We start from the raw sequence: 21,389 nt of genomic DNA, 5'->3' as shown, positions 1-21,389 counted from the left end.
GAGGCGACTGGCCTCTTCGCTGGCAAGCCAGCTCCCACATTGTCCGCTGCTGACACAAAAATTTGTGGACAACCGCAGTCCCTGTGGGAGCGAGCCTGCTCGCGAAGGCGCCTGCGCCGGCGGCGAAAATCTCAACCCCTGCAAAAGCGAGTCCGATACACCCCCGGCGCACACCCCAACCAACGCGAACACGCTCGATTGAAACTCTGCACATCGCTGTAACCCAGCCGATCCGCCACCTCAACCAACTCCAGCACTCCAGCCTGCAACAGATCTTCGGCGCGGTAGCGTCGGTAGTCATCAAGCAGTTCGGTGAACGTCCAGCCCAATGCCTTCAAGCGCCGGGCGGCGGTGCGTTCGAGCAAGTGCCGGGTGGCGCAGAATTGTTTCCAGTCAGCGGTAGCCAGGTCAGCGATCAGATAATCGCTGAGCTGCTCCAGCAATGTCGCTTCACTGTGACGCCGGGTCTGTTCCAGCAGGTCGACCAGAGTTGTTTCCAGCGCCTGATTGCCCGGCGTCAGTGGCACCGTGAACAGCTGCGGATCGAGATGGATCGTCGGGTGCACTTGTCCGCCGTATACGGGGGCGCGAAAAACCCGCTCATGTTCTGCGCTGCTGGCCGACACCAGCGCCACACCCAACACCGGATCACGGCCAAGACCGCTGGCCAGCAATTTGCGGCGCAGCAGGTTGCACAGGCTGACCAGGATGTAATCGATGAGCGCAGCGGGCGCACGAAGCGTGCCGACCTCAAGCAGACGCAACGCGACACCGGCGTCATCGCGCACGACCTGCGCAGTGAAATGGCCGTTGAAGAACGGAAAAAACTCCACAAAAAAAGCGCAGGCACGGTCCAGCGACACAGCGACATCGAACAGATACGTCAATCCGTTGGTGGCCGTGGAAACGAAGCGCTGGCCGGCCGCCAGACCCACCAGCGGGTCGGCGCTGTGTTCCACCGCAAAAGCCCAGAACCGCCGCGACTGCACCAGCGGAATGCGCATGAACGGCGTGCGCAAATCGAACAGGCTGCGATGCAGTTGCGCTTCAATGCTGCTCTGCGCAATGCCTCGTGCGAGCAGCTCTTCGATGGCCGGCAGTAAGGTCGGTGCGTAAAAGGCATTGGCGGGTGGTGGCGAGAGGTCGGTCATGTCAGCACGAGTCATAAAGTCAGCAGTTGGCCGCGAGCAGGCGTTGGTCCACCGTCAGGATCGCCTCGATCATTGCCCGCGCCGCTGGCGTCAGGGAATAGCCGGCCCGGTTGACGATGCCGTAACCCAGTTGCAAGGCTGGGTCGTCGTGGGGGATGTCGACGAATTCGAGCAGCGCGATCAAGCCCTGATCGAGCTGTTCGCGCAGGGCTTCCAGCGTTGCCAGACCCACCGCATCGGAGCGCAGCACCACGCGCTGGATCGCGTCGAACTGCGCGCATTCGACGCTGGGATTGAAGTCCGCCTCACCGAGGATGTCGGCGAGGACTTTACGGATCATCGGCGGAATGCGCGTGCCGACAATCGGGTAATCGAGCAGGGCGCGCAATGGCAGGTTCGTCTGCGCGGTGAGCGGGTGGCCGGCGCGGCAGAAAAAGCGTCCTGGACGCGTGCGCAGTCGTTGCACCTGATACTGCGGATCGTTGACGAAGTGACGCGCATCCGCCACAAAAAATTCGATCTGCTGCTCACGCAACCACAATGACAATTGCTGCCAGTCGCCCTGATGAAAGCGCGTGTGAATCGCTGGGTGCGCCTGAATGAAGGCGGCCAGCGCTTCCGGCACCAGCACCTGCGCGGGATAGGGGCCGCAGCCAAATTGCAGTTCGCCGCCGGTGAGGCCGTTGTATTGCGTCAGTTCGTTGTGCAGGGCCTGACTGCCGGCCAGCAGGCGCCGCGCATGTTGCAACACCAGTTCGCCTTGTCCGGTGAGGCGAAATTCGCGGCTGCTGCGTTCGACCAGCACACAGTCGAGGTCGCGCTCCAGGGTCTGGATACTGCGACTGAAGGCCGGCTGGCTGAGGTTGCTCGCTTCGGCGGCGCGGCCAAAGTTGCGGCAGTCGGCGAGGGCAATCAGGTGCCGAAGCTGGCGAAGGTCCATCATGCGTCTCCTGCATTTTGCGGATACTTTTAATGCATTGGATCGATAGCACGTCGGCTGGCATAAGTACACGCCTGTCTGTCGATGACCGCCGCCATGTCCCATCCTCTCTTCGCTTCCAGTGCCTTTACCCGCACGATTGTCAGCCATGCCCGGCAGTCCGGTTTATGCCCGCAGACGTTGCTGGCACGGGCCGCAATCTGCCCTTCGAGGCTCGCTGATCAGTCACAGACCATCGCCGCAGAGGCGGTCGAGCGCCTGTGGCACGCGTGCGAATTGGCAGGGGCGAAACGGACATTTGGTTGTGAACTGGTGAGCGGGATGACGACCGACAGCCTACAAGGCCTGAACATTCTGCTCGACTCGGCGGCGACCTTGCGCGCCAGCCTCGACTGCTTGATCAGGTGCCTGCCAAGGGTGATCAATTACGTCGCGGTCGATCTGCAGGAGTCAGCCGACTTCGCCCATTTGCACCTGCGCCCGTTGCAGGGGCCGATTCATCATTTTGCGCAAGATGCGGCGACGATCGCCTTGGTTCGCAACATCGCCGCACGGCTGGGCAAGGAGCCGGCGCAGGTGTTCAGCCGCGTCGCCCTGGGCCCGGCGCAGGCGGCCGGGGCCTGGCTGCGCGAGGCGGGAATTGCCATCGAACAGGGTTCGCACCTGTGCCTGACGTTGCACCGTGCAAGCCTCGATGCGGTGTTGATCGGCGCCAACCCGTTCGTGCACCAGAGCATGCTGCGCCATTGGCACGCCGCCAGCGCTGAACCCGCGCGCCACGACAGCCTGACGCTGGCGCGGCACTGGCTGACGGCGGGCGATCAACCGATCGAACGGATTGCCGAACGGCTCGGCTACCGTCAGCCGAGCAACTTTATTCGCGCATTTCGCAAGCAGTTCGGGATCACCCCGAAGCAGTTCCGCCTGCATCCCGTGTAAGGGCGGCTGCCCCGGCCTTTCGGCAAGGGGCGCGGCTCAAGGCGTGACGATATTGAATTGCGGCCCGAACGTATCGAGGCTGCCCATCAACAGCGCAAACTTCTGGCCGTTGCCCTGCAATTTGACCAGCCCTTTTTGCATCGCCGTCGGGAAATCCAGCTGCTTGAGGCTGATCTTTTCCAGCGTATCGCGGCTCAGGCTGACACCGGCCTCGGCCGTCGGATTCAGCCCGGCCCGGTGCGTCAACACGCCGTTGCGCAGGGTCAGGTTGAAATCCTTTTGCACATCTTCGAATGTCCAGTTCAGGGTCAGGTCATGGGCGACGGCTTTGTCGCTGTCCAGGCGCACCGCCAGGTAATCGAAGAACATCTCGGGGCTCATCGCCCGGACCATGTCCACCGACACGGTGTTGGCCGATTGCGGCGGCACACCGTTGCGCAGTTCCATGGCGCCGGTCAGGTACATGTTGCGCCAGGTGGCGTTCTCGCTCTGATAACCCATTTGCTCCAGCGCCTCGGCCTGGGCCTTGCGCGCGTTGGCATTGTCCGGCTCGGCGAACAGCAGTTGGTTGCCCAGTTGTGCGGCCCAGCGATAATCCGCGCTGGCGATGGCAATGCGAATTTTCTCCAGCACGGCGCCGCCGCCACCCATGGCCTCGACAGTGCGTTTGGCCGTATCTTCTGGCGGCAGCGGGTCGAGGTTGGCCGGGTTGCCGTCATAGAAACCCATGTAGCGCTGATACACCGCGCGGGTATTGAAACTCAGCGAACCATAGTAGCCGCGGGTGTACCACTTCTGGTCGAGCGCGCCCGGCAGCTTCTTGATCGCGTCGGCAATTTCCAGCGGCGTCAGGCCCTGGTTGAGCAGGTGCAAGGTACGGTCATTGATGAACGCGTACATGTCGCGCTGATCGGCGAGCAAAGTACGAATCCGCTCGCCGCCCCAGGTCGGCCAGTTGTGCTGGGCGAACAGCACGTCGGCCTTGTCGCCGTAGCGCACCAGGCTGGCGTCCAGGTATTGCGACCAGGCCTTGGCATCGCGCACTTGCGCGCCACGCGGGGTGAGAATGTTGTGCATCATCTGCGTGGCGTTTTCAGCCATGCACAGCGCTTTCAGTTCTGGCAGATACAGGTTCATTTCCGCCGGCGCTTCGGTGCCCGGGGTCAGTTGAAATTCGACTTGCAGGCCGGCGATGGTGCGGGTTTCCAGCGGCTCGGCGATCAGATCGGTGGGCGGGATAAGCGTGACTGTTCCTCCGCTGGGCGCGCTCTTGCCCAGGCCGGCATCGACCTGACCCTTTTCGCTGCGCGGCAACAGGCTGCCGAACTGATATTGCGCGCGGCGACTCATGGCGTTGCCGGCCATGACGTTCTCGCTCATCACGTGTTCCATGAAACCGACCGGTGCGTATACCTTGACCTTGCCGGCCTTGACGTCCGCCTCGTCGATCACCCCGCGCACCCCACCAAAATGGTCAACATGGGTATGGCTGTAAATCACCGCGACCACCGGTTTGTGCGGGCGGTTGGCGTAGTACAGATCCAGCGCGGCCCTGGCCGTTTCGGCCATGGTCAGCGGGTCGATGATGATCAGCCCGTCGTCACCCTCGATGATGGTCATGTTGGCCAGATCGAGGCCGCGCACCTGATACAGCTTCGGGCTGACTTCGAACAAACCGGCGTGGGCGTTGAGTTGCGCCAGTCGCCACAGGCTCGGGTTGACCGAGGCTGGCGCCTTGTTGCTGGCGAGAAAATCGTAAGCGTGGGTGTTCCAGATAACCTTGCCGGCGGCATCCTTGATCTGGCCTTTGAACGGGGCGATCAGGCCTTTGCTGACCGACTCGAAATCGGTGCGGTCGCTGAAGGGCAGGGTTTGCAGAACGGCGGCGTTGCGGGTGGCGGTTTGTGTGCTGGGCGTAACCGGCCCGTCGCTGGCGAATACCGCCTGGCTCAGGCTGGCGGTGATCAGGCAGGTCAACAGGCCGCGAGGGCTCAAACTGAAACGGGGCATGGTGTCTCCGGTTGTTATCGTTATGGCTCGGACACCTCGCAGGGTAGAGCAGCGTGCATGGACGGCGTTGATCGTCAGCGGACAAAAACCATTCAGGGCCGCTATCCTAGGGCCAGGTCCATTGATCGGGTTTGCTCATGCTTGAGGTTCGCGACGTTTTCAAAAGCTATGCCACGCCGCAGGGGCCGTTGCCCGTGCTGCAAGGTGTCGACCTGACCCTGCAAGCCGGCAGCAGCCTGGCGCTGATGGGGGAATCGGGCAGTGGCAAAAGCACCTTGTTGCATCTGATTGCGGGTCTCGACAAGGTCGACCGCGGCAGCATTCGCAGCGGCGAGCATCGGCTTGAAGAAATGAACGAAGCGCAACTGGCGAACTGGCGGCGCACGGAAATCGGCCTGGTGTTTCAGCAGTTCAACCTGATCGGCAGTCTGCGCGTCGAGGACAATCTGGCGTTTCAGGCGCATCTGGCCGGGCGTCACGAGCCGCGCTGGCAGGCGCATCTGGTGCAGCGCCTGGGGCTGACGGATTTGCTCAAGCGCTATCCTGAACAACTCTCCGGCGGCCAGCAGCAACGGGTCGCGCTGGGCCGGGCGCTGGCGTCGCAGCCGAAATTGCTGCTGGCCGATGAACCGACCGGCAGCCTCGATGAAGCGACCAGTGATGAAGTGCTGCGCTTGTTGCTCGAACTGCTCGACGACACGCCGACGACCTTGCTGATGGTCACTCACAGTCAACGTGTCGCGGCCCGCTTGGCGCAACGGCTGGTATTGACCAACGGGCGGCTGGCGTGAGAGTGCTGCGCCAGACACTCCGCGCGCTGCTGAGCCACTGGCGGCGCCATCCGGTGCAATTTTTCAGTGTGCTGACTGGATTGTGGCTGGCGACCAGCCTGTTGACCGGTGTCGAGGCGTTGAACAGTCAGGCGCGCGACAGCTATGCGCGGGCCAGCCAGATGATCGGCGGCGAACCTCAGGCCAGTCTCAGTACGCCGAACGGTGCGCTGTTCCCCCAGCGCTGGTTCATCGAACTGCGCCGACAAGGCTGGCCGGTCTCGCCGGTGTTGCAGGGCCGCTTGCAGCTCAAGGGGCACGAAGACCAGCGTCTGCAGCTAATGGGCATTGAACCGGTGTCGCTGCCGGCGGATTCGGCTGTGGCCGGGCAGGCGATGCCGATCGAGCGAGTCGTCGAATTCTTCACGCCGCCGGGCAGTACCTGGATTTCCCCCGAGACCTTGCAGATGCTCGGTTTGCGCGAGGGCGATACGCCGCCAACCGCAGGCGGCCAGAACCTGCCTCCACTGCTGGCGCAAAAAGACATGGCGCCGGGCCTGTTGCTGGTCGACATCGGCGTGGCGCAGGCCCTGCTCGAACAACCGGGGCAACTCTCACGGTTGTTGCTGCCCAAGGATTTTCACGGTGAATTGCCGGCGCACCTTAGCGCTCAGTTGCAACTCAAAAGCAGCGGCGAGGAAAACAATCTGGCGCGGTTGACCGAGAGCTTTCACCTCAATCTGGATGCCTTGGGATTTCTCTCCTTCGTGGTCGGCTTATTCATTGTCCACGCGGCCATCGGCCTTGCGCTGGAGCAGCGCCGGGGCTTGCTGCGGACCTTGCGCGCCTGCGGCGTCAGTGCGCGAATGCTGATCGGCTGCCTGACCATCGAGTTGGGAATGCTGGCGCTGATTGGCGGGCTGTTCGGTGTGATCAGCGGCTATTGGCTGGCCAGCGTCTTGCTCCCGGATGTCGCCGCCAGCCTGCGCGGCCTTTACGGCGCAGAGGTGGCGGGGCAGTTGCGGTTGAGTCCCTGGTGGTGGTTCAGCGGCATCGGATTGAGCCTGCTCGGCGCGTTGCTGGCCGGGGCCAACAGCCTGCTGCGGGCGGCGCGTCTGCCGTTACTGGCGGTGGCTGATCCGCAGGCGTGGCATCAGCAATACGCGCGCTGGTTGCGTCGGCAGGGTTGGCTGGCCGCGGTGTTGTTGGCCGTTGCGTTGCTGGCGCTGATCTGGGGTGACAGCCTGAGCAGCGGTTTCGTCCTGATGGCGGGGCTGTTGCTCGGCGCCGCGCTGGCCCTGCCGGTGCTGCTCAGTGCGCTGCTGAACCCTTTGCTCGGGCGCAGTCGCTCGGTGCTGGGGCAATGGTTTCTTGCCGACTGCCGCCAGCAATTGCCGGCCCTGAGTCTGGCCTTGATGGCGCTGCTGTTGGCACTCGCTGCCAACATCGGCGCGGGCAGCATGACCGCCGGTTTCCGCCAGACCTTCAATGACTGGCTCGAACAACGCCTGAGCGCCGAGTTGTACATCAATCCCGCCAACCCGGCGCAGGCCCGCGAAATGCACAGCTGGTTGCAGCAGCAACCGAACGTGCAGGCAGTGCTGCCCAACTGGCAAGTCTCGGTGACGCTGCAAGGCTGGCCGGCGGATGTCTACGGCATCATTGATCATCCGCACTATCGCCAGCACTGGCCGCTGCTCGACAGCAGCGGGGGCGATCCCTGGAGGAAACTGGCGACGGATGATGCGGTGATGCTCAGCGAGCAACTGGCCCGGCGCCTGAAATTGCGCGCGGGCGAGCATCTGACGATTCCCACGCCCAACGGCACATGGTCGCCGCGCATCGTCGGCATCTACGCCGATTATGGCAATCCCAAGGGGCATGTGCTGATCAGTAGCCATCACCTGCTGCGCGGCTGGCCGCAGCTGACGCCGAATCGCTTCAATCTGCGTATCGATCCGTCGAATATTCCAACGTTGCTGAAGGCCTTGCAGGCACGCTTTGAACTCGATGACAGCCGCATCGTCGATCAGGCGCAACTCAAGGGCTGGTCGGTGCAGGTTTTCGAACGCACCTTTGCGGCCACGGCGGCGCTGAACAGCCTGACCCTTGCGGTGGCAGGGGTCGCGCTATTCATCAGTCTGTTGACGCAGAGCCAGAGCCGCCTCGGCCAACTCGCACCCCTGTGGGCGTTGGGCGTAACGCGCAAGCAGTTGATGCTGCTCAACCTTGGCCAGACCTGGTTGCTGGCGGTGTTGACGCTGGTGTTGGCGCTGCCCCTGGGGATCGCGCTGGCGTGGTGCCTGGATGCGGTGATCAATGTGCAGGCGTTTGGCTGGCGTCTGCCGTTGCGGGTATTCCCGTTGCAGCTTATGCAACTGATGGGCCTGGCCTTGCTGGCCACTTTGCTGGCTTCGGCATGGCCGCTGTATTCGTTGTACCGCACGCAACCGGCGGACTTGCTGAGGACTTTTGCCCATGAGGATTAAGCGCGTCGCGCTGATAATCGCGCTGTTGCTGGGCGGCTGCGATCAACCGGCACCCGAGCAGAAAGGCTTCGCCGGCATGGGCGATCAGGCGCAATCCTTCACCCCGGTGGTGCCCGGTCGGGTGTTCAGTTTCCCCGCCGATCACGGCGCGCATGATGGTTTTCGCATCGAATGGTGGTACGTCACCGCCAACCTCAAAGACCAGCAGGGCCACGATTTCGGTGTGCAATGGACGCTGTTTCGCAGCGCCCTCAAACCGGGAACGGAGCAAACCGGGTGGGGCAGTCAGACCGTCTGGCTGGGACACGCGGCGGTCACCTCCGGCGCGGTGCATCACGCCGCCGAACGGTACGCCCGTGGCGGCGTAGGGCAGGCCGGGGTGCAACTGGCGCCGTTCGAAGCGTGGATCGACGATTGGCGGTTTGCCAGCCAAGCGCCGGACCCGTTGAGCGAGATGCAGCTCAGCGCGCGTGACAAGGCCTTCAGCTATCAACTGCGGCTCACCTCCAGCCGTCCGCTGGTGCTGCAGGGCGACAAGGGCTTCAGTCAGAAATCCGAAGAGGGTCAGGCCTCGTATTACTACAGTCAGCCGTTCTTCCACGCCAACGGCACACTGCAAATTGACGGCCAGACCTACACCGTCAGCGGCCCGGCGTGGCTCGACCGCGAATGGAGCAGCCAGCCGCTGACCGCCAACCAGACTGGCTGGGACTGGTTTTCCCTGCACCTGGACAGCGGCGAACACGTGATGCTGTATCGCATGCGCCAGAAGGACGGTGCGCCGTATCTCACCGGCACCTGGATCGCTGCCGACGGGCAGATCGAAACCCTGCGCAGCGAGCAAATTACTCTCACCCCGCAAGACACCGCCAAGGTCGCCGGTCGCCCGATGCCGGTGAAGTGGACGATCGACATTCCCGACAAACACTTCACCATCAGCGTCGATGCACTCAACCGCAACGCCTGGATGAATCTGCGCATTCCGTACTGGGAGGGCCCGGTGAAAATCAGCGGCAGCCACCCCGGCCAAGGCTATCTGGAAATGACCGGTTATTGACGGCTGACGCCGCTTCCCTGTGGGAGCGAGCCTGCTCGCGAAGACGCCAGTTGCTCCACCGCTTACTCAACCGCCCGGAACTCTCTCTCCCAAAAGAGGCTCTACCCGCAAACCACCCATTTCCGGACCCAGCCATGAGCGACGACCTGCAACCCCCAGACCTCAACTCCTGGCAACGGCTGTTCGACGATCAAGCCTACTGGCAGGACTCCCCCGACGCGCACTATCTCGACCTGCAACGCATCGCCGACGACCTGCTTGGCCAAGGCGCCATCGACCTTGAGCAATGGCAACTGTTACGCGCCAAAGCCGATGATCTGCACAAGCATTCACCCGAGGTCAACGTCGCCCGTGAACTGGACGACCCCGAAGCCTGAGGACCCTCCCCATGAACAAAACCGTGAGCCCGAACGACAACCCCGACGAACCTCGCCCGGCCGGCGAAACCGAACGCGACAATGACGCCTTGCGCCCGACCGATCCCAAGCAGCGCCAGAGCGGCGGCAAGGGCACACCGAGTGGTGAATCCACCGCCCAGGAAACTGCGTCGCCACACACCCGCGGGCCACAAACCCAAGTCAAGCCCTGAACAGCGTCTATGCTCACTGGCACGCCCACCGCTGAAATCGATTCGGCGGCGGGCGCTGCCATTTTCATCACAGGGAAAGTAATGCTTATGAAGCTCGACGCACTGGCCAAGGCCATCACCCTCGCTACGCTCCTTTCTACTGCCAGCTTCGGCGTCTGGGCCGCCGACATTCCGCTGTCGGCCACCATTGAAGCCGATGCCGTTACCACCAAAGTGCTTGCTGTCGACCCGGCCAAGCATCAGGTGGTGCTTGAAGGGCCAGAAGGCCGCCAGGTTCACGTTCAGCTCTCCGACAAGGCGAAAAACCTGGGCAATCTCAAGGTGGGCGATCTGGTCAAGATCGAGGTCCAGCGTTCCGTCGCTGCGTATCTGGACACCGACGTGGATAAAGGTCTGCCGGGCACCACCGAGCGCACCGGCGAACTGCGCAAGGCACCGGGTAGCGACAACCCCGGTGGCGAGGCTTACCGTCAGGTTCAGGTGCAACTTAAAATCAGCAAAATTGATTTGAAGACTCATCAGGTCACCCTCGAAAACCCGTCCGGACAATCGAAGACGCTCGACGTAAAGAAGCCTGAAATCCAAGCCAGGCTGAAAGATTTGAAAGTAGGGCAGAGCGTTATTGTCACTTACACCGATATCCTGAAAGTGACCAGTCAGCATGATAGTTGAGCATTAGCTCTACAATATGATTGTTCTTGTACAACGTCATGTATGAGAACAATCATATAAAAGTATCTGTCAGAAGTTTCCCGGTAAATATCGACGAACACAGTTTTTAACTTTTCAGTTCGTAAATTTCATGTTCGGGCATGCGACATATTGGCCAATATCCATTAAAATCCCTGCCGTTCGCCCAGTGTCAGGGCTCTTTACCGGTGCATGGATTGCCAGGCCATTACACTGGGCGAACACCTCCTTGGCGGCAGATGTATACAAAATTTGAGAACAAAAAGGGCGACTCGAAAGTCGCCCTTTTTTGTTACTGGATATCAAATCGACGCGTGCATGCCGGACTTGCCCTGCTGTCCCTGCACCCGCTTGAGGGTCGCCTGATACATCTTTGTACGGCGGTGATCCTTGCCGTAGGTACCCGCCGCCGCGACGGTGCCGGCCTGGATGTGATCCAGGTAGCAAAAAATTTTTCGTGGCGAGAGAAATTTGATGCCGTAGCCCAAATCGACCATTCGATCCTGCAAGGTATAGCCCGGCACCCGATCGTCCATGCAAAAGTGCAGACCTTGCGATTTCATCAAACGCGCATTCCACAACGTGCAGAAACTTTTCAAATGAGTTTCTTTATAAGGTCGTGGTTGTTTGGAACGCAGGCCCCATTGCAGTTTTACCCGTCGAACATGGTGCTTGCAGAATCGCGAAGTTAAACGCCACGTATCACGCAGCCATCCACGATCAAGTTGCTCGACACAACCAACGGCCGCCATGTCTGCAGTTTTCGTACATTCGCGCATCATCATTGCGAACACTTCCATGTCATACACAAACGTGTCGGTGTGCAGAAGAAACAAGTAATCGGTCTCGACTTTCTCCAATGCCAGATCCAGCGCCTTGCCATGGGCAATATGACCCTCTTCCTTGCCCGGCGAAGGACGCTCGATCAGGTTGATCCAGTCCAGCGAACGCAAGTAATCGAGGCTGTCATCCGCCGAATCGTTGTCCACCACCCACACCGGAATCCGTTGCGCCTGCACGTGCTCGCGTAGTAACTCCAGGCACATGCGGGTGATGTCTGCGGTTTTGTAATTGACCAGGACGAGGCTGAAGTTGGGTTGCGGCTGGGTGGGTAGATCAAAGGCTTTCATGTCGGAGGGACTCATCTACGGCTCAAGACGACAGGGTTCATGGGCCGGGATGCTAGCGGGGGAAGCTTAGGTGAAGCTTAATTTGTGGGGTTGACCGGGCAAGCGGGAAGTATTCAACGCTGCAACCCGGTGTCGTAAAAGCACCGTGTGTGCCAGAGCCTTTACCCCCGAAATATTACGACCAACTGCGCAACTTCTTGCGCAGTTGGTCATTGGCCGGGACCGAGGTGTTTGCTTCGCGAGCAGGCTCGCTCCCACAGGGAATATAGGTTGCCCGGAAGCCCGGGTTCACCGCAAAAACCTGTAGGAGTGAGCCTGCTCGCGAAGGCGTCCGTGCAGGTGAATCATTGGCGGCTGGTAAACCGCTATCGCGAGCAGGCTCACTCCTACAGGGGATGTGTGGTTTGCTCCGAATTTTCGTTCAGCCCCGAAACCTGTGGGAGTTCAGGTCAGATTAATCCGTAGCGCTTCGGCGCACTCCTTGATCGAGCGCTGCTGCGCTTCGGCATACAACCCCAGCTCATCTATGGTCGAACGCCCCAGCGCCTGTTCAAAAGCCTGGCGATTGGAATGCTCGCCATAGTGCGCTTGGGCGGCGTCGCCCAGGTTCGACTGAAAAATCCCTGCCGCACTGACCGGAAGGAAATCTTCGTACACCAATGGTTCGGCTTTCACGTAGCCGTCGCGCAGTAAATCTTGCAGTGATGTTTCTCCGAGTCCCGCAGCGGCCAGCCCCTTTTTTGTGGCGAAATAACGAAAATACGCCAGTCCCTGTTCGCGCATGCCGTCGAGACTGTCAGGAAATTCGGCAAAGTGCTGAGTCATCAGCGCGTTGTAGCGTGCGGCGTTGGCTTCGTTGGGAAAGTCGCCGAGTTCTTCGCGAGCGGCATTCAGCAAGCGGTCATACAGCGCTCGGCCCTTGGGCGTCAGCGCCGCTCCGCGTTGTTCGATCTCGCCGAAACGTGCGCTGTGGCTACCGCGAGTCTGGTTCTGATCAGTAAAAGCGATCGGCTCGTCCAGCGCTTTGAAACTGGTCTGGCGCAGCAGGATCGGGCAGTTGCGCCGCGGCGGGCCTTCGATGACCGCTTTTGGAGTAATACCATGGGCCGGCATCTGCGTCTGAACGATGTCAATGTCCAGGGTGCGCGGTGTCAGGTGATTGATATGCGGGCCTTTGAACGCGACGACATCGGCAATCAAGCGATGCTGGGCGCTGAGGGTCTGGTACTGCGTGGCCGTGACCGTGGCGCTGTGGTGCCAGCGAAAAGTCTCCAGTGCCTGTAAGACGAATTCTGCGGCTTCAGCTTCATTCAGGCCGCCCGCCGTTTCCGCCTGGGTAATCAGCCGTAATGCCCCTTCGGTAAAAATCGACCGTCGGGCCAACACCGATTCGGCGAATTCACGCACTTCAGGATCTTCAATCAGTTCCAGGCGCAGCAACGAGGTAAAGACCCGAAAAGGGCTGATCCGCAGCGCCGCTTCATGCACCGCACGGAACGCTGTGGAATGCACCGGCACACCCGCCGGGGTCAGGTCGTAGTAGCCCACGGGCTGCATGCCCATCACTGCGAACAGGCGGGCGAGGGTAGCCAGTTCGCTTGCCGTGCCAACGCGGATAGCGCCGTGGCGCTCCATGTCCAGCCGCTCGATTTCGCCCGTGCTGCGCAAGTGTTCGACCAAGTGGGGTTGGCGTTCAAGCACGTCACGGTTGGTCTGCTCGACCAGCGCCATCAGCGCGCCATACAGCGGCACCTCCTCGCGGTACATGTCGGACATCGCTCGGGAGAAGCGCTGGCGGATCAAGTCGGGACTGATGAACGGCTGCACGGTCATGAAAAAAATTCCTGGCACGGTCACGGAATGAGTGACGGAAAAGATCGCAGCCTTCGCCCACGCGGGCAAACGAAGAATCCTACGAACTTCATTCTGCCAACGACTGATCCACCAATTCGATCCAGTGCAAAACCGGCGTGCGGCCGGCGCTGGCCAAATGGCTTTGGCAGCCGATGTTGGCGGTAACGATCAGCTCCGGATCGCCGCTTTCCAAGGCATTCAGGCGGTTGTCGCGCAACTGCCTGGCCAATACCGGTTGGGTCAGCGAGTAAGTGCCTGCCGAGCCGCAGCACAGGTGGCCGTCCGGCACCGGCGTAAGGTTGAAACCCAGACGAGTCAGCACGGCTTCCACCGCACCGCCAAGTTTCAGTGCATGCTGCAACGTGCAGGGGCAATGCACGGCGATACGACGCTCAGTGGCGGCGCAGATCTGCTCCAGCGGTTCCTGCGCGAGGATCTGCACCAGATCGACGCTGCGTTCGCTGATCTGTTGCGCCTTGTTGGCATAAGCCGGATCGTTCGCCAGCAAATGCCCGTAGTCCTTGATGAATGCGCCGCAGCCGCTGGCGGTCTGGACGATGGCTTCGGCGCCGCTCTGCACATGCGGCCACCACGCGTCGATGTTCTGTCGGGCGCGGTCGAGGCCTCTGGCCTGCGCATCAAGGTGATAGTCCAGCGCCCCGCAACAACCGGCTTCGGGCACTGGCGTGACGCTGATTCCCAGGCGATCGAGGACCCGTGCGGTTGCGGCGTTGGTGTTCGGCGACAGGCCCGGTTGGACGCAACCTTCCAGCAGCAAGACGCGGCGGGCATGCCGGGGGGTAGGGCGCGAACCCGCCGCCGGCGAGTGCTGCGGCAGTTTATCTTCAAGCAAGCGCGGCAGCAGCGGGCGGAACGTCGCGCCCATTCGCAGCAAACCTTTGAACAACCGCGGATTCGGTGCCAATGCGCGCAAGCCTTCACGGAGCAGACGCTGGGCCGGCGGGCGCGGCACCGCGTGATCGACCACCGCGCGGCCAATGTCGAGCAGGTTGTGATAATCGACGCCGGACGGGCAGGTGGTTTCGCAATTGCGGCACGACAGGCAGCGGTCCAGATGCAGTTGCGTCTGCTCGGTGGCCGGCGCGCCTTCGAGCACTTGCTTGATCAGATAAATACGCCCGCGCGGGCCATCGAGTTCATCACCGAGCAACTGATAGGTCGGGCACGTCGCGTTGCAGAACCCGCAATGCACGCAAGTGCGCAGGATCTTTTCCGCTTCGGCGGCGCGGGGCAACTGGCGTGATTGCTCGCTGAGTGTGGTTTGCATGGTCAGACCTCGGCGTACATCCGTCCGGGATTGAACAGCCCTTGCGGGTCGAGTTGTGCCTTGAGTTGTCGGTGATAGCGCAGCAGCGTCGGCGCCAGTGGCTGAAACGGTGAGTCGATGGCGCCATGCGTGAAGCACGTCGCGTGACCGCCGAAGGAGTGGGCGAGCGCGTGAATGTCGCTGCGCTCGGATTTCAGCCAGCGTTGTGCACCGGCCCAGTCGATCAGTTGCGCGCCAGGCAGGTCGAGCGGGCCGAGATTGTTCGGCAATGACAGCCGCCACATTGGCAAGCCTTCATCGAAAAAGCTCAAGCGCTGCTCGTTCAGATCGCCCCAGAAAGACGAGTCCAGCGGCTCGCCACCGAGGCGTTGATGCGCCGCTGCCACTGAACCTTCGCCACCCTCCAGCCGCAAATACAGGCTGCGCCCGTCGTGACATGCGGCGCTGATCGGCAGCGGCTGCTGACCCCATTCGGCAAGTTTGCTCAAGGCGCGGGCACAGTCGATATCGAGGCAGATGCTCAGGCAATGGCGAGGTTTGGGCAGCACTTTCAGCGACACTTCGGTCAATACGCCGAGGCAACCGAAACTGCCGGTCAGCAGCCGCGACAGGTCATAACCGGCGACGTTTTTCATCACCTCGCCGCCGAAGCGCAAATGCTGGCCGAGGCCGGTGATGACTCGCGTGCCCAACACAAAATCGCGTACCGAGCCGGACCACGGACGGCGTGGTCCGGACAATCCGGTGGCGATCATGCCGCCCACCGTGGCGCTGTCGGTAAACGACGGTGGTTCGCATGGCAACATCTGCCCGGCGGCGTCCAGCGTTGCGAGCAGCTCGGACAACGGTGTGCCAGCACGCGCCGTGACCACCAGTTCGGTCGGTTCGTAACGCATGATGCCGCGATGCACGCGGGTATCGAGCACTTCACCGGCCACCTCACGACCGAGAAACGCCTTGCTGTTGCCACCCTGGATTTTCATAGGCGTGGCATTGGCTAGCGCTGTTCTGACTTGATCAAGCAGGGCGTCGGCGGCATCGAGATCGGCCATCAGAAACGCTCCAGCTCGGGGAAGGGCAGTTGCCCGGCATGGATGTGCATCGCGCCGAACTCGGCGCAGCGGTGCAGGGTCGGGATGTTCTTGCCGGGATTGAGCAGGCCTTGTGGATCGAACGCGGCTTTGACTGCGTGGAACAGCTGCAACTCATCGCTGTTGAATTGCGCGCACATCTGATTGATTTTCTCTCGGCCCACTCCGTGTTCACCGGTAATGCTGCCGCCGACCTGCACGCACAATTCGAGAATCTTGCCACCCAGCGCCTCGGCGCGATGCAGTTCCCCTGGCTGGTTGGCATCGAACAGAATCAGCGGGTGCATGTTGCCGTCACCGGCATGGAACACATTCGCCACGCGCAAGCCATATTCCTCGCCGAGACGGGCGATGCCCTGCAAAACGGCGGGCAATTCGCGGCGCGGGATGGTGCCGTCCATGCAGTAATAATCGGGAGACAGACGCCCGATGGCCGGAAAGGCATTTTTGCGCCCGGCCCAGAACCGCACGCGTTCGGCCTCATCCCGGGCCTGGCGCACTTCGCTGGCACCGGCGCGGGCCATGACTTCGCGCACCCGTTGGCAATCGTCGTGGACATCGGCCTCCACGCCATCGAGTTCGCACAATAGAATGGCCTCGGCATCGACCGGGTAGCCGGCGTGGATAAAGTCCTCGGCGGCGCGGATGGCGAGGTTGTCCATCATCTCCAGGCCGCCGGGAATAATCCCGGCGGCGATGATGTCGGCGACCGCGCGGCCGGCTTTTTCCACCGAATCGAAACTGCCCAGCAGCACCTTGGCGACTTGCGGGCGGGGCAGCAGTTTGACTGTGACTTCGGTGATGATCCCCAGCAATCCTTCGGAGCCGGTGAACAGTGCGAGCAGGTCGAAGCCCGGCGAATCAAGGGCCTCGGACCCCAAGGTCAGGCGCTCGCCTTCGATGGTCAGCACTTCGATTTTCAGCAGGTTGTGCACGGTCAGACCGTACTTGAGGCAATGCACGCCGCCGGCATTTTCCGCGACATTGCCGCCAATCGAGCAGGCGATCTGCGAGGACGGGTCGGGCGCGTAATACAGCCCGAACGGCGCGGCGGCCTGGGATATGGCGAGATTGCGCACCCCTGGCTGGACCCGTGCGGTGCGGGCGGCCGGGTCGATGTGCAGGATGTTGTTGAACCGCGCCATGACCAGCAGCACGCCTTTTTCCAGGGGCAAGGCGCCACCGGACAAACCGGTGCCTGCGCCACGGGCAACCACCGGAATGTGATGTTCATGACAGAGCCTGAGCAGGGACTGCACCTGCTCGAGTCGACGGGGCAGGACCACCAGCATCGGCGTGGTGCGGTAGGCGGAGAGTCCGTCGCATTCGTAGGGTTTGAGTTCGTCCTCGCGCCACAGAATGTCCAGATCCGGCAGCGCCTGCTGCAAGCTCTTGAGCAGTTCGGCCTTGTTCACCTCGGGGAGCGGTCCGTCGAGGCGCTCGTCGTAAAGGATGTTCATGGTCAACCGCCGATTGCCTGGAACTGAAATACCCACCTGTGGCGAGGGAGCTTGCTCCCGCTGGGGCGCGAAGCGGCCCTGATCCTGCAAACGCTAAGTTTGTGCTTGGACATGCTGGCATTGGGTCTGCTGCGCAGCCCAGCGGGAGCAAGCTCCCTCGCCACAGGGTGCACTGTCATTTTTGACCTCGCAGAAATTCTTCGTACAGCCGCGCGGTATTCCCCGGCTGCTCGACCATCGGCATGTGCCCGACGTGATCCCAGACATCGACCCGCAGATTGGCGATGCCCTTGCTCCAGACCGGCACGCTGCTGACGTCGATCAAGCGATCCTTGCGCCCCCACAGCAACAGCGCCGGGCATTTGATCTCGGGCAGCTTTGGCTCCATCGGCGGGCTGGCGTGAAAGTCGCGGAAGATCTCTTCGAGTTCATCGCGTTGCTGCTCGTAACGCTGGGCGACGGCATCCAGCACCAGTTTCGGCACCCACGGAGGCGATTCCATGGTCATGGCGTACAAGCGCTGGAAGTCCTCGCGGGAATCGATCAGAAACGGATTGTGCCCCCGGGCCAGATGGCGCTCCATGTCGCTCGGCTGCGGTGCGGTGACGCCAGCCGGGTCGATCAGCGCGACCGAGGCGATCCGCTCCGGATAGGTCGCCGCCAGCCACGCTGCAATGTAGCCGCCCATGGAATTGCCGATCACATGGACTTTCTCCACGCCGCAGACATCGAGCAGTTGAATCATGCGCTTGGCCTGAACCGGGATGTCGTAGCCGCCGCCGGCCTTGAAGCCGGTTTCGCCGTGGCCGGCCAGGTCCGGAATGATCACCCGATACTGGCGGACGAAATGCCGCGCGCAGCGCAGCCACAGGTTCTTGTCGGCGCTGAAGCCGTGGAGCATCAGAATCGCGCTCGACGCTTCATACGGCCCGCCCTGCCAGGTCGACACGCTCATCTCGGCGATGGGCACCTCGATCTTGTGCAATTGGTACAACTTGGCCTCGATCGCCATGCTCAGGTCATACAGCCAGTGGCCGACCGCCGGATAACTCAACCAGCTCCAGGCCAGGAAAACCGCGAGAGCGACAAACAGCAAAAGCATCGACGTCTTCCTTTTACGTGTTCAAGAGAAAATATGGTCGGCCGGTTTCAGTGCCCGGGTCAGCCGGTGATAACTGAAACTGAAGCCGGGAAACATGGCGATCACATGACCGCTCTTGCTTTGATACCAACTGTGGCAGCCGCCGGACTTCCAAACCGTGCGCTGCATTTCCCGGTGGATCATTGCAGTGTAGGTACGTTCCGCGTCATGGCGCACTTCGATGCTGCGCAAGCCTTTGGCCTGCACGGTGCGAATGCAGTCGAGGATGTAGTTCATTTGCGATTCGATGATGAACAGCGCCGAGGTGTGGCCGATGCCGGTGTTCGGCCCGGTGACGATAAACAGGTTGGGAAAGTCCGGCAGGCTGGTACCCAGATAGGCGCGCGGGTATTCGGCCCAGACCTCTCTGAGTTGCACGGCGTTTTTGCCGCTGACCGGGTAGGAAATGACGCCATCGGTGGCGTCGTAACCGGTCGACCAAACGATCAGGTCCACTTCGATGTGCCGGTCGTCCTCGGTGTTTATCCCGGTTTCATCAATCGAGGCGATGCCTTGCTCGCGACTGTGCAGCGTAACGTTGGCGCGGTTCAGCGCCGGGTAATAGGTGCTGGACACCAGCACCCGTTTGCAGCCGATGGTGAAGTCAGGGGTGAGTTTCTGTCGCAGCACCGGGTCCGGCACCTGGCGCTTGAGAAAGCGCAGCGCCTGTTGTTGCACCAGACGAATTGCCGGTTTCGAGTATTTGAAGGCGATCACCCGGGTCTCGAACTGCCAGTAAATCAGCCAGCGCAGCAGCGTATAGGCCGGTTTCAAACCGAGCAGCCAGCGTTGGAATCGGCCGAATGTGCGATCAGCGCGCGGCAGCACCCAGTGCGGTGTGCGCTGAAACACATGCAGGTGTTCGACCTGCGGCGCAATCGCCGGAATGACCTGCGCCGCGCTGGCGCCGCTGCCGACAATCGCCACGCGTTTACCGCGATAGTCGTAGCTGTGATCCCAATGGTTTGTATGAAACGTCTTGCCCTGAAAGCGATCTTGCCCAGGAAAGCGCGGGATGACCGGCTGACTCAACGGCCCTGTGGCATTGATCAGGAACTGCGCGTAAAAGCTGCCCTTGGCGCGGGTATGCACCGCCCAGCGTTTTTCCGCCTCGTCCCATGCGACGCGCTCGACCTCGGCTTGCAGCTCCACCCGTTCACGCAGGCCGAACTGCTCGATCACCTGCTCGGTGTAGCGCCGCAGTTCCGCCTGGCCGGCAAACATCTGCGACCAGCGGTAGGGCGCGAATGACAGCGAGTACAGCGGCGACGGCACGTCCACCGCTGCGCCGGGGTAGGTGTTCTGGCACCAGGTACCGCCGAAAAACTCGCGTCGCTCCAGTATCCGAAAGTCATCGAACCCGGCCTTGAGCAGGTTGACCGCCGCACACTGGCCGCCGAAGCCGCTGCCGATGATCAACACATGGTAGGTGTGCATGGACCCCCTTCTTATAGTTGTTTTTCCATTTCCCTGTTTCAGTTATAGCCAACTCTGGGCCGCGTGTGCGGTGCTGATAGCGCTCTATTCAGGCCGCTGGCCGGTGATGGCTATTTAACTCCACCCTGATAGACTCCGAACACATCCGTGTCGGGGTGTAACCATTGCATCGCGCGGTCGAGGCCCCTATGGGAAATACGCGAGGAAAGGGACTTTCACTGGCAAGGAGGCTGTACAAGTCGCGGGTGTTCGGGCTGCTGCTCGGGCTGATGTGTGTCAGCGTGGCGATGTACCCGCTCGATCCGCCGCTGTGGGTGTGGAGTCTGATGCTGTTCAACGGCCTGGTCTGGCCGCATCTGGCGTTTCAATGGGCAGGCCGTTCGAGCATTCCGTATCGCGCCGAACACCGCAATTTGCTGATCGACGCGTTCATGGGCGGCTTCTGGGTCGCCGCCATGCAGTTCAATCCGTTGCCTACGGCTACCACTGTTTCGATGATGGCGATGAACAATGTCGCCATCGGTGGTGGACGCTTTCTGCTCGCCGGGACGGCGGCACAACTGTTGGGCGTCGGCGTCGGGCTGGTGGTGTTTATGCCGGCGTTCATCCCGGCGACATCTCCGTTGCAGCTTTACGCCTGCTTACCGTTGCTGTTGCTGTATCCATTGGCGCTGGGCTGGATCTGCTTTCGTCAGGCCGACACCCTTGGGCGGCATAAACGCGAGCTGCTGGCGTTAAGCCGAACTGACAGCCTGACTGGCCTGCTTAATCACGGTGCGTGGAAGGATCAACTTGATCTCGCCTTTCAGCGCTGCAAACGCCAGCAGCAGGGTGCGGCGATTGCGTTGATCGACATCGACCATTTCAAGGCGATCAACGACACCTACGGTCACGTCGCCGGGGATATTGTGTTGCGCCAGTTGAGTAAACTGCTCAAGCAGAATCTGCGCGCGACCGACGTGGCCGGGCGATACGGCGGGGATGAGTTCTGCGTGATCCTGCCGGAATTGCCGCTGTTCAACGCCGCTCAGGCCATGGAAGCCTTGCGCGAGCGTTTTGCAGTTCTGGGGTATGAGCAGAGCCCGGCATTAAAGGTCAGCTTGAGTATCGGCCTGGCTGCGTATGACCCGAGCCATGCCGACGCCACACGCTGGCTCGATGAAGCCGATCAGGCCTTGTATGAAGCCAAGGCGAGTGGACGCAACCGGGTGATTTGCAACAACGACAGCAAACCCCGGCAGGCGGTGCTGGATTCGGTTTGAAGGGACACCGCCGATTAAAACTGTAGGAGTGAGCCTGCTCGCGATAGCGGACTAATGTTCAACATCGATGTTGACTGACCCAACGTCATCG

18 protein-coding genes are annotated in these 21,389 nt (G+C 61.5%); 8 read left to right on the top strand and 10 right to left on the bottom strand.

Translation table 11 applies throughout. The features are described from left to right. Window positions 1-131: 131 nt before the first annotated feature. Both HU743_RS26195 and HU743_RS26190 read right to left on the bottom strand, forming a co-directional pair. Window positions 132-1,151: a helix-turn-helix domain-containing protein gene (locus HU743_RS26195; RefSeq protein ID WP_346656537.1), complete on the bottom strand. Its 1,020-nt coding sequence runs from the start codon at window positions 1,149-1,151 to the stop codon at window positions 132-134. A gap of 19 nt (window positions 1,152-1,170) precedes the next feature. Beyond that, window positions 1,171-2,091 (bottom strand): LysR family transcriptional regulator, encoded by a 921-nt coding sequence (locus HU743_RS26190; RefSeq protein WP_186652184.1) that lies wholly within the window; start codon window positions 2,089-2,091, stop codon window positions 1,171-1,173. A gap of 96 nt (window positions 2,092-2,187) precedes the next feature. On the opposite strand from HU743_RS26190, the gene HU743_RS26185 reads away from it, so the two are divergent. After that, window positions 2,188-3,030 (top strand): AraC family transcriptional regulator ligand-binding domain-containing protein, encoded by an 843-nt coding sequence (locus HU743_RS26185; RefSeq protein ID WP_186652182.1) that lies wholly within the window; start codon window positions 2,188-2,190, stop codon window positions 3,028-3,030. 36 nt (window positions 3,031-3,066) lie between these two features. On the opposite strand, the gene HU743_RS26180 is transcribed toward HU743_RS26185, so the two are convergent. Continuing rightward, the gene (locus tag HU743_RS26180) at window positions 3,067-5,040 is read right to left on the bottom strand and encodes an alkyl sulfatase dimerization domain-containing protein (RefSeq protein ID WP_186652180.1); all 1,974 of its coding nucleotides are present in this window, start codon (window positions 5,038-5,040) and stop codon (window positions 3,067-3,069) included. A gap of 137 nt (window positions 5,041-5,177) precedes the next feature. On the opposite strand from HU743_RS26180, the gene HU743_RS26175 reads away from it, so the two are divergent. From HU743_RS26175 to HU743_RS26150, 6 genes are all read left to right on the top strand, one after another. Beyond that, a complete protein-coding gene (locus HU743_RS26175) occupies window positions 5,178-5,831 on the top strand; it encodes an ABC transporter ATP-binding protein (protein ID WP_186652178.1) in 654 nt (217 codons plus the stop codon). Beyond that, complete coding sequence (locus tag HU743_RS26170) at window positions 5,828-8,299, top strand: FtsX-like permease family protein (RefSeq protein ID WP_186652176.1); 2,472 nt, start codon at window positions 5,828-5,830, stop codon at window positions 8,297-8,299. Before HU743_RS26175 ends, HU743_RS26170 begins: the two co-directional genes overlap by 4 nt. After that, window positions 8,289-9,356, top strand: coding sequence for a lipocalin-like domain-containing protein (locus HU743_RS26165; RefSeq protein WP_186652174.1), 1,068 nt, complete (start codon window positions 8,289-8,291; stop codon window positions 9,354-9,356). The genes HU743_RS26170 and HU743_RS26165 overlap by 11 nt, the downstream gene beginning before the upstream one ends. A gap of 134 nt (window positions 9,357-9,490) precedes the next feature. Beyond that, complete coding sequence (locus tag HU743_RS26160) at window positions 9,491-9,733, top strand: hypothetical protein (RefSeq protein WP_186652172.1); 243 nt, start codon at window positions 9,491-9,493, stop codon at window positions 9,731-9,733. Between the two features lie 11 nt (window positions 9,734-9,744). Next, entirely contained in the window at window positions 9,745-9,945 is a 201-nt protein-coding gene (locus tag HU743_RS26155; RefSeq protein WP_186623723.1) for a hypothetical protein, read from the top strand. Window positions 9,946-10,032: 87 nt separating this feature from the next. After that, entirely contained in the window at window positions 10,033-10,617 is a 585-nt protein-coding gene (locus HU743_RS26150) for a hypothetical protein (RefSeq protein ID WP_186652190.1), read from the top strand. Window positions 10,618-10,937: 320 nt separating this feature from the next. Here the strand turns inward: HU743_RS26150 and HU743_RS26145 are convergent, their stop codons facing one another. The 7 genes from HU743_RS26145 to HU743_RS26115 form a co-directional block, all read right to left on the bottom strand. Next, window positions 10,938-11,765, bottom strand: a complete 828-nt coding sequence (locus tag HU743_RS26145) for a glycosyltransferase (RefSeq protein WP_186652188.1) — start codon at window positions 11,763-11,765, stop codon at window positions 10,938-10,940. A 444-nt stretch (window positions 11,766-12,209) separates the two neighbouring features. Next, entirely contained in the window at window positions 12,210-13,598 is a 1,389-nt protein-coding gene (locus HU743_RS26140; RefSeq protein ID WP_186652170.1) for a VOC family protein, read from the bottom strand. Between the two features lie 88 nt (window positions 13,599-13,686). After that, window positions 13,687-14,907 carry a glycolate oxidase subunit GlcF gene (gene glcF, locus HU743_RS26135; RefSeq protein WP_186652168.1) on the bottom strand — a complete coding sequence of 407 codons (1,221 nt, stop codon included), beginning with the start codon at window positions 14,905-14,907 and terminating at the stop codon, window positions 13,687-13,689. 2 nt (window positions 14,908-14,909) lie between these two features. After that, window positions 14,910-15,959: a glycolate oxidase subunit GlcE gene (glcE, locus tag HU743_RS26130; protein ID WP_186652166.1), complete on the bottom strand. Its 1,050-nt coding sequence runs from the start codon at window positions 15,957-15,959 to the stop codon at window positions 14,910-14,912. Continuing rightward, window positions 15,959-17,458 carry a glycolate oxidase subunit GlcD gene (glcD, locus tag HU743_RS26125; protein WP_186652164.1) on the bottom strand — a complete coding sequence of 500 codons (1,500 nt, stop codon included), beginning with the start codon at window positions 17,456-17,458 and terminating at the stop codon, window positions 15,959-15,961. Before glcD ends, glcE begins: the two co-directional genes overlap by 1 nt. 175 nt (window positions 17,459-17,633) lie before the next feature. Then, entirely contained in the window at window positions 17,634-18,560 is a 927-nt protein-coding gene (locus tag HU743_RS26120) for an alpha/beta fold hydrolase (RefSeq protein WP_186638262.1), read from the bottom strand. 21 nt (window positions 18,561-18,581) lie between these two features. Then, window positions 18,582-20,036: an NAD(P)/FAD-dependent oxidoreductase gene (locus HU743_RS26115; protein WP_186652162.1), complete on the bottom strand. Its 1,455-nt coding sequence runs from the start codon at window positions 20,034-20,036 to the stop codon at window positions 18,582-18,584. Window positions 20,037-20,224: 188 nt separating this feature from the next. Here HU743_RS26115 and HU743_RS26110 point away from each other — a divergent pair, with 188 nt between their 5' ends. Beyond that, complete coding sequence (locus HU743_RS26110; RefSeq protein ID WP_186652160.1) at window positions 20,225-21,298, top strand: diguanylate cyclase; 1,074 nt, start codon at window positions 20,225-20,227, stop codon at window positions 21,296-21,298. Window positions 21,299-21,389: the final 91 nt, after the last annotated feature.

It is taken from the genome of Pseudomonas sp. SWRI99 (assembly GCF_014270125.1).
Classification (GTDB): Bacteria; Pseudomonadota; Gammaproteobacteria; order Pseudomonadales; family Pseudomonadaceae; genus Aquipseudomonas; species Aquipseudomonas hamedanensis.
Note: the sequence above shows the minus strand (reverse complement) of the source record. Positions and strands in the feature narration are given on the sequence as shown.

Coding starts and splice junctions, on each gene's coding strand:
- HU743_RS26155 (WP_186623723.1), top strand. CDS start 9,745: ATGAACAAAACCGTGAGCCCGAACGACAACCCCGACGAACCTCGCCCG.
- HU743_RS26160 (WP_186652172.1), top strand. CDS start 9,491: ATGAGCGACGACCTGCAACCCCCAGACCTCAACTCCTGGCAACGGCTG.
- glcE (WP_186652166.1), bottom strand. CDS start 15,959: ATGGCCGATCTCGATGCCGCCGACGCCCTGCTTGATCAAGTCAGAACA.
- glcD (WP_186652164.1), bottom strand. CDS start 17,458: ATGAACATCCTTTACGACGAGCGCCTCGACGGACCGCTCCCCGAGGTG.
- HU743_RS26165 (WP_186652174.1), top strand. CDS start 8,289: ATGAGGATTAAGCGCGTCGCGCTGATAATCGCGCTGTTGCTGGGCGGC.
- HU743_RS26175 (WP_186652178.1), top strand. CDS start 5,178: ATGCTTGAGGTTCGCGACGTTTTCAAAAGCTATGCCACGCCGCAGGGG.
- HU743_RS26190 (WP_186652184.1), bottom strand. CDS start 2,091: ATGGACCTTCGCCAGCTTCGGCACCTGATTGCCCTCGCCGACTGCCGC.
- HU743_RS26150 (WP_186652190.1), top strand. CDS start 10,033: ATGAAGCTCGACGCACTGGCCAAGGCCATCACCCTCGCTACGCTCCTT.
- HU743_RS26140 (WP_186652170.1), bottom strand. CDS start 13,598: ATGACCGTGCAGCCGTTCATCAGTCCCGACTTGATCCGCCAGCGCTTC.
- HU743_RS26180 (WP_186652180.1), bottom strand. CDS start 5,040: ATGCCCCGTTTCAGTTTGAGCCCTCGCGGCCTGTTGACCTGCCTGATC.
- HU743_RS26145 (WP_186652188.1), bottom strand. CDS start 11,765: ATGAAAGCCTTTGATCTACCCACCCAGCCGCAACCCAACTTCAGCCTC.
- HU743_RS26120 (WP_186638262.1), bottom strand. CDS start 18,560: ATGCTTTTGCTGTTTGTCGCTCTCGCGGTTTTCCTGGCCTGGAGCTGG.
- HU743_RS26115 (WP_186652162.1), bottom strand. CDS start 20,036: ATGCACACCTACCATGTGTTGATCATCGGCAGCGGCTTCGGCGGCCAG.
- HU743_RS26195 (WP_346656537.1), bottom strand. CDS start 1,151: ATGACCGACCTCTCGCCACCACCCGCCAATGCCTTTTACGCACCGACC.
- glcF (WP_186652168.1), bottom strand. CDS start 14,907: ATGCAAACCACACTCAGCGAGCAATCACGCCAGTTGCCCCGCGCCGCC.
- HU743_RS26110 (WP_186652160.1), top strand. CDS start 20,225: ATGGGAAATACGCGAGGAAAGGGACTTTCACTGGCAAGGAGGCTGTAC.
- HU743_RS26185 (WP_186652182.1), top strand. CDS start 2,188: ATGTCCCATCCTCTCTTCGCTTCCAGTGCCTTTACCCGCACGATTGTC.